This window comes from Pseudonocardia hispaniensis (genome assembly GCF_042658695.1).
Classification (GTDB): domain Bacteria; phylum Actinomycetota; class Actinomycetes; order Mycobacteriales; family Pseudonocardiaceae; genus Pseudonocardia; species Pseudonocardia hispaniensis.
The window spans coordinates 257,678-273,704 of record NZ_JBHSQW010000001.1 but is presented as its reverse complement, the minus strand read 5'-3'; the positions used below and the strand labels follow the sequence as shown (position 1 = coordinate 273,704).

The 16,027-nt window shown below is 67.9% G+C and carries 12 protein-coding genes and 1 tRNA gene; 6 read left to right on the top strand and 7 right to left on the bottom strand.

The window, feature by feature from the left end:
- Positions 1-438: 438 nt before the first annotated feature.
- The 5 genes from ACFQE5_RS01325 to ACFQE5_RS01305 form a co-directional block, all read right to left on the bottom strand.
- Positions 439-512, bottom strand: a tRNA-Met gene (locus ACFQE5_RS01325).
- Positions 513-738: 226 nt separating this feature from the next.
- Complete coding sequence (locus ACFQE5_RS01320; RefSeq protein WP_379581784.1) at positions 739-1,845, bottom strand: alpha/beta fold hydrolase; 1,107 nt, start codon at positions 1,843-1,845, stop codon at positions 739-741.
- A complete protein-coding gene (locus ACFQE5_RS01315) occupies positions 1,842-2,105 on the bottom strand; it encodes a hypothetical protein (RefSeq protein WP_379581782.1) in 264 nt (87 codons plus the stop codon). The genes ACFQE5_RS01320 and ACFQE5_RS01315 overlap by 4 nt, the downstream gene beginning before the upstream one ends.
- A 14-nt stretch (positions 2,106-2,119) precedes the next feature.
- Complete coding sequence (locus tag ACFQE5_RS01310; RefSeq protein ID WP_379581780.1) at positions 2,120-5,158, bottom strand: cytochrome P450; 3,039 nt, start codon at positions 5,156-5,158, stop codon at positions 2,120-2,122.
- On the bottom strand, positions 5,155-6,348 hold the full coding sequence (locus ACFQE5_RS01305; RefSeq protein ID WP_379581778.1) for an alpha/beta hydrolase: 1,194 nt from the start codon (positions 6,346-6,348) through the stop codon (positions 5,155-5,157). Before ACFQE5_RS01305 ends, ACFQE5_RS01310 begins: the two co-directional genes overlap by 4 nt.
- Positions 6,349-6,457: 109 nt before the next feature.
- On the opposite strand from ACFQE5_RS01305, the gene ACFQE5_RS01300 reads away from it, so the two are divergent.
- The 4 genes from ACFQE5_RS01300 (at position 6,458) to ACFQE5_RS01285 (ending at position 11,726) form a co-directional block, all read left to right on the top strand.
- Entirely contained in the window at positions 6,458-7,987 is a 1,530-nt protein-coding gene (locus tag ACFQE5_RS01300) for an acyl-CoA synthetase (protein WP_379581776.1), read from the top strand.
- A 91-nt stretch (positions 7,988-8,078) separates the two neighbouring features.
- Entirely contained in the window at positions 8,079-8,762 is a 684-nt protein-coding gene (locus tag ACFQE5_RS01295) for a TetR/AcrR family transcriptional regulator (protein ID WP_379581773.1), read from the top strand.
- Positions 8,763-8,908: 146 nt separating this feature from the next.
- Complete coding sequence (locus ACFQE5_RS01290) at positions 8,909-10,009, top strand: NAD(P)-dependent alcohol dehydrogenase (protein WP_379581770.1); 1,101 nt, start codon at positions 8,909-8,911, stop codon at positions 10,007-10,009.
- 247 nt (positions 10,010-10,256) lie between these two features.
- Positions 10,257-11,726, top strand: a complete 1,470-nt coding sequence (locus tag ACFQE5_RS01285) for an aldehyde dehydrogenase family protein (protein ID WP_379581769.1) — start codon at positions 10,257-10,259, stop codon at positions 11,724-11,726.
- Positions 11,727-11,784: 58 nt separating this feature from the next.
- Here the strand turns inward: ACFQE5_RS01285 and ACFQE5_RS01280 are convergent, their stop codons facing one another.
- Together ACFQE5_RS01280 and ACFQE5_RS01275 are read right to left on the bottom strand one after the other, a co-directional pair.
- Complete coding sequence (locus ACFQE5_RS01280) at positions 11,785-12,090, bottom strand: Zn-ribbon domain-containing OB-fold protein (RefSeq protein WP_379581767.1); 306 nt, start codon at positions 12,088-12,090, stop codon at positions 11,785-11,787.
- A 53-nt stretch (positions 12,091-12,143) separates the two neighbouring features.
- Positions 12,144-13,301: a thiolase family protein gene (locus ACFQE5_RS01275; protein ID WP_379581765.1), complete on the bottom strand. Its 1,158-nt coding sequence runs from the start codon at positions 13,299-13,301 to the stop codon at positions 12,144-12,146.
- A gap of 100 nt (positions 13,302-13,401) precedes the next feature.
- On the opposite strand from ACFQE5_RS01275, the gene ACFQE5_RS01270 reads away from it, so the two are divergent.
- Together ACFQE5_RS01270 and ACFQE5_RS01265 are read left to right on the top strand one after the other, a co-directional pair.
- On the top strand, positions 13,402-14,994 hold the full coding sequence (locus tag ACFQE5_RS01270) for a long-chain-fatty-acid--CoA ligase (RefSeq protein WP_379581763.1): 1,593 nt from the start codon (positions 13,402-13,404) through the stop codon (positions 14,992-14,994).
- Between the two features lie 150 nt (positions 14,995-15,144).
- Entirely contained in the window at positions 15,145-15,942 is a 798-nt protein-coding gene (locus ACFQE5_RS01265) for a crotonase/enoyl-CoA hydratase family protein (protein WP_379581761.1), read from the top strand.
- The last annotated feature ends 85 nt before the right edge of the window (positions 15,943-16,027 follow it).

Below are 16,027 nucleotides of genomic sequence, written 5' to 3'. Positions count from 1 at the left end.
GGACCGCGCGGGCACGGGTCTCCTCATCGAACTTCCGAGGTGCTCCCACAGCTCCAGTCTCCTTGCTAGATCAGGAGCCTCTCCGCGAGCCAGGGCGATTCAGTACCGGACGTGGCGGCCGACCCGCACAGAGCGGGGGCCGGTGCCCTCCTGACGCCACTTGTAGAGCGTCTTGATGGGGCACGCCGAGATACTCGGCGAGCTCCTCGATTCCGATCAGCGGCTCCAGGCCGCTCAAGGTTGCGTTGGTCTCCATGACCAGCAGGTGTGCCGAGCGGAACGTCGCATCGAGCAACGTCAAGCAGCGCCGGGCACAGATTGCGCGCAGGGTCACGACGCCACGCGGTCAAGCCGAGTATTTGGACAATTTCTGCCCACACGATCAAATCACCAAACCAAACAGGGCCGTGGATCCACTGGATCCACGGCCCTAACGAGTAGCGGGGGCAGGATTCGAACCTGCGACCTCTGGGTTATGAGCCCAGCGAGCTACCGAGCTGCTCCACCCCGCGTCGATTGATCCGTCTTGCTACGAACACGCAGGCCAGGTCGAGCTTCCTCGCTCTGGCTTGCCGTTCGCCTGACCGACTATACAGGACTCCTCGGCCAGGCTCGAATCGGCCCGGGACGGCTGGGCGCGGAGTTGCGCCGACCTGTCCGGTCTCGGACGGGCACCCAGACGAGCTCACGCCAACCGGCTGAGTCACGCAATCCGGCCACCGGACACGCCGGGGCGGTTCAGGATTCAGGCCTCGGACCCAGGCTCCGGGCAGCCAGCCACTCGTGGAGGATCGGCAGGGTCCGGCGGCGCGCCGAACTGCCGACCAAGAGCCCGATGTGACCGGCCTTGATTGCGATCGTCTCGGCGTCATGGGACCCGACGAGTGCTCCCAGCGGCGTGACCGACGGCGGCGGCGTGACGTGGTCGTGGGTCCCATACAGGTTGAGGAACGGGACCGTGATGTCGGCCAGTTTGCGCTCGCGGTCCGCGAGCACCACACGTCCGGTGGCCAAGCCGTTCTCGCGACTGATCCGGCGAATCATCTCGACGAAGGTCGCCCCCGGGAACGGAACATGGTCGTGCGCCCAGTCCGTGAGCGCCCAGATCGCCTGCGCTGCCTCTCGGTTGTCGAGGCGGCTCCACAACGTGACATAGCCGGTGAGATCGCCCAGCGGCTTGAGCATCTGGAACGCCCGCAGCAGCGTGATCGGGGGAAGATTCCCCGTCCGGTCCAGCAGGTCCTCAGGGTTCAACCGACCTTGGCGGGTCATCTGGGCCAGTGGTCCCATCTCAAGCCAGTTGGTGGGAACACCGAGGCAGACCACAGCCGCCGCCTGGTCGGGGTACGACGCCGCCCACAAGGTGGTCACGACGCCACCGAAACAGTGCCCCACCACCACGGGAGGCTGGCCCGCGTCCTCCTCAACGGCCGCAAAGGTCGCCGGGAGGTAGTCGTCGACGTAGGTTGACAGGGTGTTCTTGGCGTCCCGCTCGTCGGCAACGCCCCAGTCAACGAGGTAGACCTCGTAGCCGAGCGCGAGAAGCCCTTGGACGAAGCTGTCGTTGGGACGCATGTCCCAGATGTGACTGCGGTTGATGAGGCTGGGTACGAGCATCACCGGACGGCCGCCCGAACCACCGATGTAGTGCCGCAGGGTCGCACGCCCCTTGTGCCATATCACGGTGTGGGGGGAGCAGCCCGTCTGCGGCCGGTCGAGGCCACCGGCGAGCCGCAAGGTGTTGACCACGCGCCGTGTCTGACGGCCAGCGATGCCCCGAGCCCCTTCGACCAGTGCACTCAGCGGGTTTCCTGACGCGGCGCGCTCCTCGGTGGGCGCGCTCACGACTGGTCCTTCTTGATCTCATCGAGCGCCCGTTGGAGGCGCGCCACCTGTCGGCTCGAGGGCAGCCCCACGGCTTCGACCGCTCCGTTGAGGGCGGATCTGACCATCCCTCCGGCGATGCGCCGTACAGCGAGCGAGACAGCGATCGCGTCCATCGCCGCGTCCGTCCGCATCAGTTCCTCCAGGCGCGGCGAGACCTTGCGTTCCGCCGCGTAGTACGCCTTGGTCAGGTCGATGCTGATCCACTCAGGCAGTTGCATGTCGCGTGACCTCCTCACCCGTTGGCCCACACGTCGACGAGCCAGCGCTTGTCCCGGCTGAGCTGCTCCAGCCAGAGTTCGGCGGACTCGGTGTTCTGTCCGGACTGGGCCGCCTGGATCTCGATGAGTGCCTGCTTGACGCCCTCGGCCATGGCTGTGGCGCCGCAGATGTAGATCACCGCACCCTGGTCGATGAGATCGAGAACCTGGCCCCCCAGCTGTCGGATGCGGTCCTGAACGTAGATCCGCGGCAGGCCGGGGACTCGCGAGTAGGCGCAGGCGAACTCGACCTGCCCCTGTTCGACGAGCGCGGGCAACTCGTCGGCGTACAGCTCGTCGGCCTGGGGGTGCCGGCATCCGAACACCAAGAGGCCGGGGCCGAGCGCGGCTCCGGCGGCACGCAGGGCCGCGCGCTCCTGCAGGAACCCGCGGAACGGAGCGATGCCCGTGCCGGAGGCGACCATCAGGACGGGGATCGTCGGGTCCTTCGGGAGTCGGAAGGTGGACGAGGTGTCCCGGACGAATGCGTGCACGGTCCGGTCGACATCGTGCTCGAACAGGTAGTTCGAGCAGGTACCCCGGAATGTTCCGTTGCCCGACCGAGCAGCATCGACAAGTGCGCCGACGGTGATGGTGCAGACATCCGGCTGCACCTTCGGTGAGGACGAGATCGAGTAGTAGCGCGGTGCCAGTGGGCTCAGCAGCTCGAGGAAGTCGGCGAACCCGAGCCGGATCGTCGGGTGCTGTTCCAGTAGATCGAGCACGGAGAGTCGGCGGTCGAGCACCCGTTGGCGGTACCGGTCCTTGTCGAGCAGCTCCGACAGATCCTTGCGGCTCCACGGATACTCCGTGTGCTCGATCATCCGCTCGATGTCTCGTCGACCGGCCACGCCCTGCAACTCGACGTAGTCGGTGAGAACCTGCCGCACCGTCACGCGCTCCCCCAGCGGGAGGAACGACGACGCCTGCCCGTCGAGATCGATCCGGATCCACGCCTCGGGGTCGATTCCGAAGCGCCGGGTGACCCGCTCGACGAGCTCGGTGCTGTTGTGTGGGATCACACCCAGGTGGTCACCGGCGCCGTACGTCGTCCCCCAGGGCAGCTCAAGCTCGATGTGACGCACAGGCCGTGTCTCGACCGGTCCGTCGTGACTGGTCAGGACCCGGCTCGACACGACTCGCATGGGACGCGCGTCGAAGGACTCGACGAACGGGCTCGGCCGGTCCGCAGCCAGGAACTCGACGCGCAGGCGCGGAGCGGACGTGGTCGGCTCCGGAGCGACATCGAGCCCGAGAGTCTCCGCCAACGCCGGCCAGAGACCCTCATCCCAGTCGTGGAGCGCTCCGTCGAAGTCGTCGGCCGCATCGCCCTCGCCGCGGAGGTGCACCCTCGTGGCGCCCAGCTGCTCAAGCCGTTGGTCGACCAGCCGCGGGAAGTCCTGGAAGGTCGGAGCCCACTCTCGGTTGCCGCAGCCGAACACGGCGTAACGGACGCCGGCGAGGTCAGCGCCGTCGCCGGTGATCCACTCCGAGAACTTCACCGCGTTGTCGGGGGGAGTGCCGTTGTACGTCGCGGTCGCGATCACCACGATTCCGTCGGTCGGCAGCGCATCGACCGCTTCGTCGAGCGGGGCGGTTCGGGCGTCGAACCCGCGGCGCTGGGCCGTCTCCGCGACGTCGTTGGCGACATCCTCAGCGGTGCCGAAGTTGGACCCGTAGAGGACCAGCATCGGGGTGCCATGGCTGGGGACAACCTCGTCGGCGGACGACTGCTTTGCTGCCTGCGCCGAGGCCGCCTCACCGACAGGCGCGACCGGCCCCAGCTTCTCGGCCGGCGTGAACCGGACGGGCAGATGCTTGATGCCGTTCATGAAGCTCGACTGCAGGTGGCTGGGCTCTCCGTCGAGTTCGATGTCGGGAAGCCTGGTGAACAGCTCCGTGAGCAACGTCTTGACCTCCAGCCGGGCGAGATTGGCGCCCAGACAGAAGTGCGTGCCATCGCCGAAGGAGATGTGCGGGTTCGGGTGGCGGGTGATGTCGAAGCGATCGGGGTCGTCGAACACCAACTCGTCGCGGTTGGCAGAGGCGTAGTTGATGATGACCTTGTCGCCCTCGGAGATGGTCACACCCCCGTACTCCAGGTCGCGGGTGGCGGTGCGCCGGAACTGGATCACCGACGGGGAGAACCGCAACACCTCCTCGATCGCTCCGGGGAGGAGACTCAGGTCGTGACGCAGCATCTCGAACTGGTCGGGGTGCTGGGAGAGGGTCAGCATCGTGTTGGCCAGCAGGTTGCGGGTGGTGTCGTTCCCCGCGATGCACAGCAGCTGGAAGAACCGGTCGATCTCGCCGTCGGAGAGCCGGTCGCCGTCCACCTCCGCGTTGACGATGGTGCTCCACAGGTCATCGGTCGGGTTCTCCCTGCGCTGCTGGGTCGCAGCCCGGGCGTAGGCGAACATCTCGGTGAACGCCGAGACGAAGTCGGCCGGGTCGGCGCCGTACTCCGGGTCGTCGATGCCGACGAGACGGTTGGTCCAGCTGTACAGCAGCTTCCGATCCTCGGGCGGTATGCCGAGGACATCGGCCAGGACGAGGAGCGGCATCTCGGCTGCGATGTTGCCGAGGAAGTCGGTCGATCCGATCTCGCAGACATTGTCGACGACCTGGCGGGCATGACGGGTGATGGAGTCGAAGAGCTGTTTGCGGATCGCCTGCGGCGTGAATGCGCGGTTGACGATCTTGCGGACCGATCCGTGCTCCGGCGGGTCCATGTTGAGCATCATTCGACGAAGGACGGCCACGTCGCTGGGACGCTGGTCGCGCAGGAAGCTGGTGCCCAGCCACGAGGAGAAGTCCTCGGGATGGCGGGAGATGTAGCTGACGTCGGCGTGGCGCAGGAAGAGCCAGTAGCCCTTCCCGCCCTCGAAGGCACCGTTGGCCGGTTCGTCGACCCACAGCACCCCGTGCTGCTGGCGCAGATTGCGCAGCAGGTCGTGGGGAATGCCGTCCGCGTATAGCGCGGGGGTCAGAATGTCCTGCTGCAACTGGCTCATGACTTGACTCCTTCGCTAGCTCCGCTGGTGGCCTCGGCCGCACAGGCTCTGCTCGGGAGCAGGTGGAACTGCACCAGCTTCCACAGAGCATCGGTCCCGTTGACGAAAGGCAGGCGCTGGGCGTTCTCGCGCATCCGCCGCAGGCTGCCCCTGTGCGGGGCGATCCAGGCGATGCCGGACTCGACCGGCAGGTGGTCGGGAACCTGGACCGGCGTCAGTCCCTCGACCGCCGCGACGATGCGCGCCATCGACCTTCGGGCGGCCGGAAGGATCAGGTCCATGTCGGTGAAACCGTGGGTCTGCCGGTCGAACCGGTGCAGCTCGACCGGCACACCCGCCCGCTCAAGATCACCCGCGTAGTGCTCGGCATCCGCTCGGAAGGGATCGATCCCGGCCGTGATGATGACCGCGGGTGGCAGGCCCTTCAGGTCCGCCGTTCGCGCCGGAGAGATCACGGGGTCGGTTCGGTCGAGGCCTTCGGGCAGGGCATGCTCGGCGAACCAGTGGATCGTGTCCCAGTCCAGGAGCCGGGCGAGGGCCGGGTTGTCGTCGGTGTGCTCGAAGGTGAAGTCGAGACCTGGGTTGATCAGCACCTGGAGTGCGGCGCCGATCGGTCCTTCGTCGCGGAGCCGCTGCGCGACATGGGCGGCCAGCCCGCCGCCGGCCGAGTCCCCGGCCAGGACCAACCGGGCGGGATCGGCGCCGAGTGCCGCGGCGTGCTCCACAGCCCAACGAGCGGCGGCGTACGCATCGATGTGCGCTGCGGGCAACGGGTACTCGGGCGCACGACGGTAGTGGACCGAGACCACGGTCGCGCCGGTCTGGGTGGCAATCCGACGACAGGTGCCGTCCGCGGTGAAGAGATCACCGATGACGAAGCCGCCACCATGGAAGTAGACGACAAGCGACTGGCCGACTGTGCCGGATGTCGGCCGGTAGATGCGGGCCGGGATCGCACCCTGCGGACCGTCGATGAGCGCATCGCCCACCCGGCGAACCGGCCGCCATGTCCCGGTCGCTGCGGCGAGAATCCGGAAATCGTGGCGCGCCTGCCGCGGCGTTCGCTGCGCCATCGATGGCCAGAACCCCTCCTCGAGCATGGTGAGCAGCAGGGCGACACGGCAATCCGGGACGATCTGCGCCGACGGATTCCCGCTCATGGAGGCGTCCGGGTAGGGGTCCTCGACCATGAGTCAACTCTAGTGACCGTACGACCGGTCAGTCAACCCTTGTGCGTTCAGCCGCAGACCCTTATGATTTTCACCACCCGGCTGACCGTACATACAGTCAGGAGTGACCATGACCGTCACCACCAACGGAATCTTCGAGATCGTCGAGCGCGGGTTCACCCTGGAGCCCGATCGAGTCGCCCTCACGTACGGCGACCGCGGCTGGACATGGAGCCAGTTGAGGGACCGCATCCTCCGACTGGCTGGCGCCTTGCGCGCCGAGGGCATCGGCCCTGAGGACCGCATCGGCTTCCTCGACAAGAACCACCCTGCCTGCCTGGAGACGACCTTCGCAGCGTCGCTCCTCGGCGCCGCCCACGCGGTGACCAACTTCCGTCTCGCCCCCGCCGAACTCGCCTACGTGATCAACGACAGCGGCGCGACCCTGCTGATCGTGGGCGCCGGATTCGCCGACACCGTCAACAACCTGCGCGCCGACCTCCCGGCAGTGAAGCGCGTCGTCGTCCTGGGCGGCGACGCCGACGAGTACGAAGCGTTCATCGCCAACGCGACGCCCCTGAAGGACCGCCACGAGGCCTCCCCCGACGACTGCTTCCTGCAGCTCTACACCTCCGGGACCACCGGCTTCCCCAAGGGGGCCATGCTCACCCAGCGCAGCATGGCGGCCCACAACAAGGGCCTGCTGTCGGCGTACGGCTTCGACGCCGACACGGTGAACCTGGTCGCGATGCCCCTGTTCCACGTCGGCGGCACCAGCTGGGCGCTCGGCGGCATGGCCGCCGGCGGGCACACGATCGTCGTTCGCGAGGTCGTGCCCGCCGAGATCCTGAAGACGATCGCCGAGCAGGGCGTCACCCACGCCTTCTTCGTTCCCGCGGTCATCCAGATGCTGCTCGACCAGGAAGGCGTCGTCGAGGCGACGGCTGGCCTCAAGGTGATCGGCTACGGCGGCTCGCCCATGCCCGCCCCGCTCATGGCCCGCACACTCGCGACGATCGAGACGCCGATGTACTCCGTCTACGGCATGACCGAGATGTCGGGGGTCTTCTGCGTCCTCGGTCCGGACGACCACCGCAATCCGGACCGGCAACACCTGCACGCCTCGGCTGGTCGCCCCCTGAGCGACACGATCGTTCGGGTTGTCGACCCGAACACGGGCGTGGACGTCCCCGTGGGCACCGTCGGCGAGTTCTGGGTGAAGTCCGAGCAGGCCATGGCCGGCTACTGGAACAAGCCGGACGCCACCGCCGAGGCCTTCGTCGACGGATGGCTGCGCACCGGCGACGCCGGCCGCGTCGACGACGAGGGCTATCTCTACCTCGAGGACCGGGTCAAGGACATGGTCATCACCGGGGGCGAGAACGTTTATCCAGCCGAGGTGGAGCGGGTCCTCGTCGAGCACCCCGACGTCGCCGAGGTCGCCGTGATCGGCCTTCCCCACGAGAAGTGGGGCGAGACGGTGCACGCGGTCGTCGTGCCGTCCCACCCGGACCACGCCGACGCGGAGGCGCTGATCAAGTACACCCGCGAGCGCTTGGCGCACTACAAGTGCCCGACCGGCGTGACCTTCGTCGACGCGCTTCCCCGCAACCCCACCGGGAAGGTGCTCAAGCGAGAACTCCGCTCGACGCTCGGCTGACTGTACGTACCGTCAGCGACATACAATGGGGTTCCCGCAGTGCGTCGATCATGCGACGCACGCCCACCCAGCAAGCTGAAGGAGTCTTTCCGTGGCAGGTGGAGTCGGTCGTTACAACGACATCCTCGACACGTTCACCCGCTACATCGCCGAACTCGGATACGACGGAGTCAACTTCAGCCTCGTGGCCAAGGAGCTCGGCGTGTCGAAAGGCACGATCGTTCACCACTTCGGGACCAAGGACCGGATCTTGGCCGCCCTTCATGAGGCGTACATGACCAAACGCCTGGCCGAGTTGGAGTACATGATCGTCGAGCTGGACACCCCTTCCGAGCGCCTCGCGGCGGCCCTGCACGCCTTCATGATCTACCACGTCGAGGATCGTGCGGCGACCGTCGCGTTCCAGAGAGAGGTGGTACGCCTCGCCCATGAGGAGTCGATGGCCGAGGGGGCTCGCCTGCGCGCGCGCTACTTCACGCTCGTCCAGCAGATCGTGGAGGCGGGCATCGAGTCGGGCGAGTTCCGGAAGGTCGACTCCCGGATCGACTCGTTCCTCATGTTCGGATCGGCACAATGGGCCTGGACCTGGTTCCGCCCCGAGGGGAGCGTGCCGATCGAGGCAGTCGGGCAGGCGCTGGTGGACCTGGTCCTCGGCAGCCTCCTGACGAACCGCGAGAACCTCGCTGAGCTGAGTGACCCAGAGGGCCACCCCGCGCGCATCGTGCGCGAAGCGATTCGCGCTGTTTCCGAGGCAGAGGAAGCAGTCAGCTCCTGAGCACGACTCGCGCCGAGGCCCCCGATCCATTCCTGTGCGGCTCGGGGGCCTCGGTCTTTCTCGGCCCAGAGACAACCGACATGCAGAAGGTCGACACACGACCCGATAGACTGACCGTGCGTCCGGTCACCAGCAGGAGGCATCACATGCACATGCGCGCCGCGGTACTCCGCGAACACGGAGGACCGTTCAAGATGGAGGACCTCGAGCTCGCCGAGCCCGGAATGGGCGAGCTCCTGGTCGAGGTGGCAGGGGTTGGGTTCTGTCACACCGACGTCATGCCCCGAGCCGAGGCGTTCATGGCTGAGCCGCCGCTGATCCTTGGCCATGAAGGCAGTGGCGTGGTGGTCGCGGCCGGGCCGTGCACCACGATCACGGTCGGCACGCCCGTCGTGATGTCGTTCGACCACTGTGGCCGGTGCGCCAACTGCCTGGACGGACATCCGGCCTACTGCCGCTCCTTCTGGGGACGCAACATGGTGGGCCGGTCGCGCTCATCCTCCCCCGTCACCGACGTCGCCGGCAGGTCGATCGGCGCCCGCTGGTTCGGCCAGTCCTCGTTCGCCACACACGCGCTGACGAGGGAGGACGCCGTGGTCCCTGTCCCCTCAGATCTCCCGCTCGAACTCCTCGGCCCGCTCGCCTGTAGCGTCCTGACCGGCGCGGGTGCGGTGTTCAACACGCTGGCGGTCAGCGCCGGGGACTCGATTGCGGTGTATGGCGCAGGGGCGGTCGGCCTGTCCGCGGTCATGGCTGCCGCCGCAACGGGCGCAACTCAGGTGATCGCGATCGATCGCCACAAGGAGCGGCTCGAACTGGCGCTCGAACTCGGGGCCACCGAGGTGATCGACACCCAATGCCTGAGCCAAGAGCTGGGGCAGGAGGTCGTCGCGCGGAGCGCGGGTGGCACCCGAACGGCTCTGGACACGACCGGGGTTGCGCCTGTGATCGCATCGGCGGTGACCGGCCTGCGCACCCGCGGCATCCTGGGGATGGTGTCGATGGCCTCCAGCGACATCGTGCTTCAGCGCGACGCGCTCGCGACCGGAAAGACCATCACCGGCATCCTTGAGGGAGACTCGGTACCGCGTATCCACATCCCGCGGTTGATCACACTCTGGCGCGGTGGCCATCTGCCCTTCGAGCGCCTGATCCAGACCTACCCGATGAATGACATCAACCAGGCCGAGGCAGACATGGCCAGCGGCCGCACGATCAAGCCCGTGCTGATTCCGCACTCGCGTTGAGAAGAGGCCGGCATGCGACCAGACCTCGGCGCGGCCGATCCGCCGCTCGCAGACCCACCAGCCGCAGGGCGCCCCGGCGGCCTCCTCGGTGCGCACCGCTGTGACGAGCGGCTGGCGGTCGTCGCGGGTCACCGAGCTCGCGTCGGTGACGGGGCTCGCCGCTGAGGGTGACCGATCGGTCCGGCAGCGACCGAGAAACTCCACCGGGAATTGATCCACGCCAATCCGACTCGTCGAAGGAGACCGCATGTCCACGAACGCGACGGAGGTCGCTCCCGAGGATCTTCAGCAGCTCCTCGATGCGCAGCGATCCGCTCAAGCCGCCGATCCCATCCCGGACGCCGAGACCCGACGCGACCGTCTCGACCGATTCGTCGCCGCGGTACTGGAGCACGGCCAGGAACTTGCCGAGGCGCTCCATACGGACTTCGGCAGCCGGCCGCCCACGACGTCGCTGGAGCTGGACGTGCTGTCCGGGCTGCCAGCCATCGAGGCGACCCGGGAGCGGTTCGAGAACTGGATGCAGCCCACGGAGCTGCCCCCTGCCCTGGGTGGCGGTGTCCCGGCGTTCCTGCAGCACCGCCCGAAGGGCGTAGTGGGAATCATCGGCCCCTGGAACTTCCCCGTCCTGTTGGTCTTCGTTCCGGCGGCCGAAGCGCTGGCCGCCGGCAACCGGGTGATGATCAAGTTCTCCGACGTGGCGCCTCGAGCGGGCGAGGTGTTCGCCCGCGCCGTCGCCTCGCGGATGAGTCCGGAGGAGGTCACGGTCGTCAACGGCGGCATCGAGACGGCGACTGCATTCTCGAACCTTCGCTTCGACCACATCTTCTTCACGGGCTCGCCCAAGGTCGGCCGGATTGTCGCGGCCGCCGCCGGGCGCAACCTGGTCCCCATCACGCTCGAGCTGGGCGGGAAGAACCCGGCGATCGTCGCACCGGACGCCGACATCGCCGACGCGGCGAAGCGCATCGCTGCCGGACGGCTCATCAACAACGGGCAGGTCTGCCTGTGCCCGGACTATGCGTTCGTGCCCGAGGCGAGCAGGGACGCCTTCGTCGAGGCCTACCAGGAGGCGGTCCTGTCGCACTTCCCGACCTTCATCGAGAACCCGGACGTGGTGGCGTGCGTCAACGACGCGAACTATGCCCGCGTCGTCGGCCTGATCGACGACGCGAAGAACAACGGGGCGAGGGAGGTGGTGATCGTCCCCGACGACGAGCGGGACCGAGTGCCGGACGCCGCGACGCGACGCATCCCGCCCACCCTGCTGCTCGACACCCCGGACGACGCGGAGATCAACACCGAGGAGGTCTTCGGGCCGGTGCTGGTGGTTCACACCTACACCGACGTCGACGAGGCGATCGACTACGCCGCGGCCGGCGAGCACCCACTGTCGTCGTACTGGTACGGCGGCGACACTGCCGACTTCCAGCGCTTCCTGGTGCGGACGACGTCCGGGGGTGTCTCGCGCAACGACACCGCGCTCGCATACCTCAACCACGAGGCGCCGTTCGGCGGCGTGGGGATGAGTGGATCCGGGGCCTACCACGGGAAGGCCGGATTCGACACGTTCTCCCATCAGCGCACCGTCGCGCAGAGCGACCTGCCGGTCGTTGTTGCGAGCTCGCTGATCGCTCCACTTTCCCCCGGGCGTGTCGAGAGAGTCGCCGCTGCGGCCGCTCAAGCCGCGGAAGCGGCGGTCGCTCGCCTGGGTTGATCAGAACGACGGCGGGGCGGGATCGAACCATCGGTCCCGCCCCGCCGTCGTTGCGTCGTCAGGAAGGCGCTGCCGTCACGATCGGGTAGGCCTCGCCTTCCTCGGGGTGGGCGAAGCTGACGACGACCGCGTCACCGCGCGCGACCGCGGGACCGTCGAGACGAGTCACGAGCCACGGCCCCTCATCGAGCTCAGCGACGACCACCGTCGTGTCCGCGTCGTGATCGACTGCGAGGCTGATGACCTTGCCGCGACCGCTGGCCGGCTGCCAGGACAGGTCGGCATCGCGGCATATGTCGCAAGCGAGTACGTCGGGCCGGCTGTAGTGGCCCGCCGGGCAGCGTCGCAGCAGCAGACGGTCCATCGCGAGAGCGTCGTACCACGCCTCGGTTGCGTCGTCACGTCGCGCAGGCGCCCTCATGCTGCCGCCTCCGAAGTCAGGACGAGGGTGGAATGGTGTTCGAGGATGCCACCGTTGCCGCTGACGATCACGGTGTCGTGGTCGGCGACCTGACGGTCTCCGGCCTGCCCGCGGACCTGGGTGACCGCTTCGTGCAGCGGCGTCATGCCCCACATGTAGAAGGCGGACAACTGCCCACCGCCGGTGTTGGTCGGCAGGTCGCCGCCGGGCGCCAAGGCGCCTGACGCGGCCAGCTCGCCGGCCTCTCCCGGACCGCAGAATCCGTAGTCCTCGAGGGTGACGAGCAGGGTGTAGGTGTAGCAGTCGTAGATCTCGCGAAGCTGTATGTCCGCGGGATCGAGGCCAGCCATGGCGAGTGCTGCGCGCCCCGACGCCTTGGCCCCGGTGGTGAGCCCGAAGGAGCTGTCGGTGCGCAGCGCCGGAGCGGGATGCGCCTGCCCCCAGCCGCGGATGTGGACAAGGGGCTGACGCAGATCGCGAGCCCGCTCCACCGTGGTCACGATGACGGCCGCGCCACCATTGGAGACCAGGCAGCAATCGAGAAGGTGCAGCGGCTCGACCACCCAACGGGACGCGTGATAGTCGTCGAGAGTGAGGGGCGAGCGCATCGCCGCGATCGGGTTCATCTGTGCCCACCGGCGCTGCGACACGGCGACCGCGCCGAGCTCGTCGTGCGTCACCCCGTAGGTCGACATGTAGCGATCCGCCGCCAAGGCGTAGCGGTGCGTGGTGCTCAGCAGGCCCGCAGCCGTCTCTGCGCTCCGAACACCGCGGGCCTGCAATGACGTAGCGCGATATGCGTCGGCACCGGAACTGCTCGGCGATCGCGGGGTGTCGGCGAAGACGCAGGCCACGGCGCAAGCAGCTCCGGAGTCGACCGCCTGGGCGGCGAGGGCGACCATGACTCCAGCCGATGCGCCGTACGCCGTCAACTGTGTCAGCATCCGCAGGTCGCGCATTCCGAGCCGCCGCGCCAGCGTCAGATCCAGCGCCGGCAACGACATGCCAGGGTTGATGAGGAGACCATCGATGTCATCCATCGTCAGCCCCGCATCGGCCGCCGCGAGCCGTACCGCCTCGGAGGCGAAGTCGAACGACGTCTTGCCGTAGACCTTGCCGACCTCCGTCAGACCGAGACCCGCGATCGTCGCCATCGCTCCTCCTTGACCGTACATACGGTCACAAGGGTATCGTGGAGTTCTCACCCAGCCAAGACCCCATGGACGTGTGCCGGCACCCGAAGGAGCAGGACCCATGCGCGCGACGATGCAGACCCTCCCGCTGACGATCGCCGATCTGTTCGAGCACGGGGAGCGCGTTCATGCAGACGCCCGGATCACCGACTACCTCGACGGCCGACTCGAGCACCGCACGTTCGCCGACGTCGCCGACGAAGCGCGGCGGCTCGCCACGGCGCTGGCGGATCTCGGCGTCGGCGCCGACGACGTCGTCGCCACGCTGTGCTGGAACACCTCCCACCACGTCGCGGCCTACTTCGCGGTGCCCAGCTCCGGCGCGGTCCTCCATACGCTCAACCTGCGCCTGCACCCCTCGCAACTGTCCTACATCGCCAGGCACGCCCGGGACCGAGTCATCCTCGTCGACGAGGACCTGCTGCCGATGTTGCTCACGTTCGTCGCGGAGGTGCCCACCGTGTGCGACATCATCGTCATCGGCGCACTGCCCGCCGAGCTTCCGGACGGCGTGCGCTTCCACGTGTATGACGACCTGGTCAACGCGGCGGAGCCCACGGCTCAGTGGCCTGCCCTCACCGAGGAACAGGCTGCGGTGCTCTGCTACACCACCGGAACGACAGGCGACCCGAAGGGCGTCGCCTACAGCCACCGGTCGACCTACCTGCACACCTTGATGATCTCCACCGGAAGCGCGTACGGGTTCTCCGACGTGGACCGAGCCCTGCCGGCCGTGCCGATGTTCCACGCCAACGCCTGGGGCTGGGTGCACGCGGCATGGATCGCCGGCACCGACCTGGTGATGAGCGGTCGCTACCTCCAGGCCCCCCACATCGCAAGCATGATCGACCAGTTGCGGCCGACAATGCTCGCCGCGGTCCCCACCATCTGGAGCGCACTCAGCCGGCACTCCGCGGCCGAAGGCGTCGACCTGACCTGTCTACGAGTGGCGGTCTCCGGCGGGTCACCGCTCTCCCCCGCGCTCGCTCGCGAGGTACAGGAGAACAACCAGCTCACGCTGACCCAGGGCTGGGGCATGACCGAGACATCCCCGCTGCTGACCTTCTCGCGTCCTCCCGCCGGCACGCCGGCTGAGGAGATCGTCACCTGGACGACCCGCACCGGCCGCCTCGTGCCCGGCGTCCAGGCCCGGATCGTGGCCGAGGACGGAGAGGTCCAGCCATGGGACGGAGTCTCGCAGGGCGAAGTAGAGGTCGCCGGGAACTCCATCACCGGCGCCTATCTCGGCATCGAGGACACCGCCGGATCACAGTTCCGCGACGGGTGGCTGCGCACCGGCGACCTGGGCGTCATCCACCCCGGCGGCTGGGTGCAGCTGAAGGACCGGCTCAAAGACGGCATCAAGTCAGGTGGTGAGTGGATCTCCACGGTCGAACTGGAGAACGCCATCGCCGAGCATCCGGACGTGCTGGAGGTCGCCGTCGTCGGCGTACCAGACCCGACGTGGGAGGAGCGACCCCACGCCTTCGTCGTGGCCGCCGACCGATCGGACCTGGACGGTACGGGACTGGCCGGCTTCCTCGAAGGGAAGGTGGCCAAGTGGTGGATCCCCGAGAAGTGGACCTTCGCGATCGACCTCCCCAAGACCAGCGTCGGCAAGATCGACAAGAGCTCTCTGCGAAACCAGATCTGAGGTGACCGGAGGCTGCCCATCTCGGCGGTACGCGACTCGCGGCGGCCCAGCCCGCGTCGTTCATCCGATCCCGTCGTTGACCGGTCGTACGGTCACTGATACCGTCGTGGAGGTGGCCCGCAAGGCACGGACCACGAAGGAGTCGAGGAGATGTCTGTTGACAACGACCGGCATCTGCCGGTCCTCGTGGAACGCCGAGAGGCGGTCACGCTGATCACGCTCAACCGCCCCGAGGCGATGAACGCCGTCAATGCCAAGTTATCGCGTGCCTTGGGCGACGCGATGGAGGCATTTGCCGCAGACGACACCCAACGCGTCGCAGTCATCACCGGCGCTGGTCGCGCGTTCTGTGCCGGCGCCGACCTGAAGGTCCTCGCCTCGGGTGGTTCGATCCACGACACCGACCATCCCGAACGTGGCTTTGCCGGTTTCGTCCGACACCTCGTGGACAAGCCGGTGGTTGCTGCGGTCAATGGTTTCGCGCTTGGTGGCGGGACGGAGATCGTCCTCGCCTGCGACCTCGCCATCATGGGTGAGAGCACCGCCCTCGGCCTGCCCGAGGTGAAGCGAGGCCTGGTCGCGGCCGCAGGCGGCGTGGTCCGCCTGCACCGCCAGATCCCGCCCAAGGTGGCTGCCGAGGCGATCTACACCGGCGACCCGATCCCGGCTGAGACGGCATTGCGGTGGGGGCTGGTCAACCGTGTCGTTCCCGATCCCGACGTGGTCCCGACGGCGCTCGAACTCGCGGGCCGCATCGCCAGGAATGCTCCCCTCGCGCTCCGTGCGAGCAAGAGGATCATGACCAGCACCGCGGCGTCGTCCGATTGGGACCCCGCCGTCTGGGAGGCCAACGAGCGCGAGTTCGCTCCAGTGCGAGCCAGCTCCGACGCCCGCGAGGGCGCGGCCGCATTCGCGCAGAAGCGACGTCCGGCCTGGAGCGGCACCTGATGACCGGAGTGCTGGAGGATACCGTCCGGACGACCGCGTTGCCGTGGTGACCGGCGCCAGTTCTGGCCTGGGCGCCGGCTTCGCC

What these genes read in the sequence shown, in the direction of transcription:
- ACFQE5_RS01310 (WP_379581780.1), bottom strand. Translation starts at nt 5,158, where the DNA reads ATGAGCCAGTTGCAGCAGGACATTCTGACCCCCGCGCTATACGCGGAC.
- ACFQE5_RS01315 (WP_379581782.1), bottom strand. Translation starts at nt 2,105, where the DNA reads ATGCAACTGCCTGAGTGGATCAGCATCGACCTGACCAAGGCGTACTAC.
- ACFQE5_RS01275 (WP_379581765.1), bottom strand. Translation starts at nt 13,301, where the DNA reads ATGGCGACGATCGCGGGTCTCGGTCTGACGGAGGTCGGCAAGGTCTAC.
- ACFQE5_RS01300 (WP_379581776.1), top strand. Translation starts at nt 6,458, where the DNA reads ATGACCGTCACCACCAACGGAATCTTCGAGATCGTCGAGCGCGGGTTC.
- ACFQE5_RS01285 (WP_379581769.1), top strand. Translation starts at nt 10,257, where the DNA reads ATGTCCACGAACGCGACGGAGGTCGCTCCCGAGGATCTTCAGCAGCTC.
- ACFQE5_RS01280 (WP_379581767.1), bottom strand. Translation starts at nt 12,090, where the DNA reads ATGGACCGTCTGCTGCTGCGACGCTGCCCGGCGGGCCACTACAGCCGG.
- ACFQE5_RS01305 (WP_379581778.1), bottom strand. Translation starts at nt 6,348, where the DNA reads ATGGTCGAGGACCCCTACCCGGACGCCTCCATGAGCGGGAATCCGTCG.
- ACFQE5_RS01290 (WP_379581770.1), top strand. Translation starts at nt 8,909, where the DNA reads ATGCACATGCGCGCCGCGGTACTCCGCGAACACGGAGGACCGTTCAAG.
- ACFQE5_RS01265 (WP_379581761.1), top strand. Translation starts at nt 15,145, where the DNA reads ATGTCTGTTGACAACGACCGGCATCTGCCGGTCCTCGTGGAACGCCGA.
- ACFQE5_RS01270 (WP_379581763.1), top strand. Translation starts at nt 13,402, where the DNA reads ATGCGCGCGACGATGCAGACCCTCCCGCTGACGATCGCCGATCTGTTC.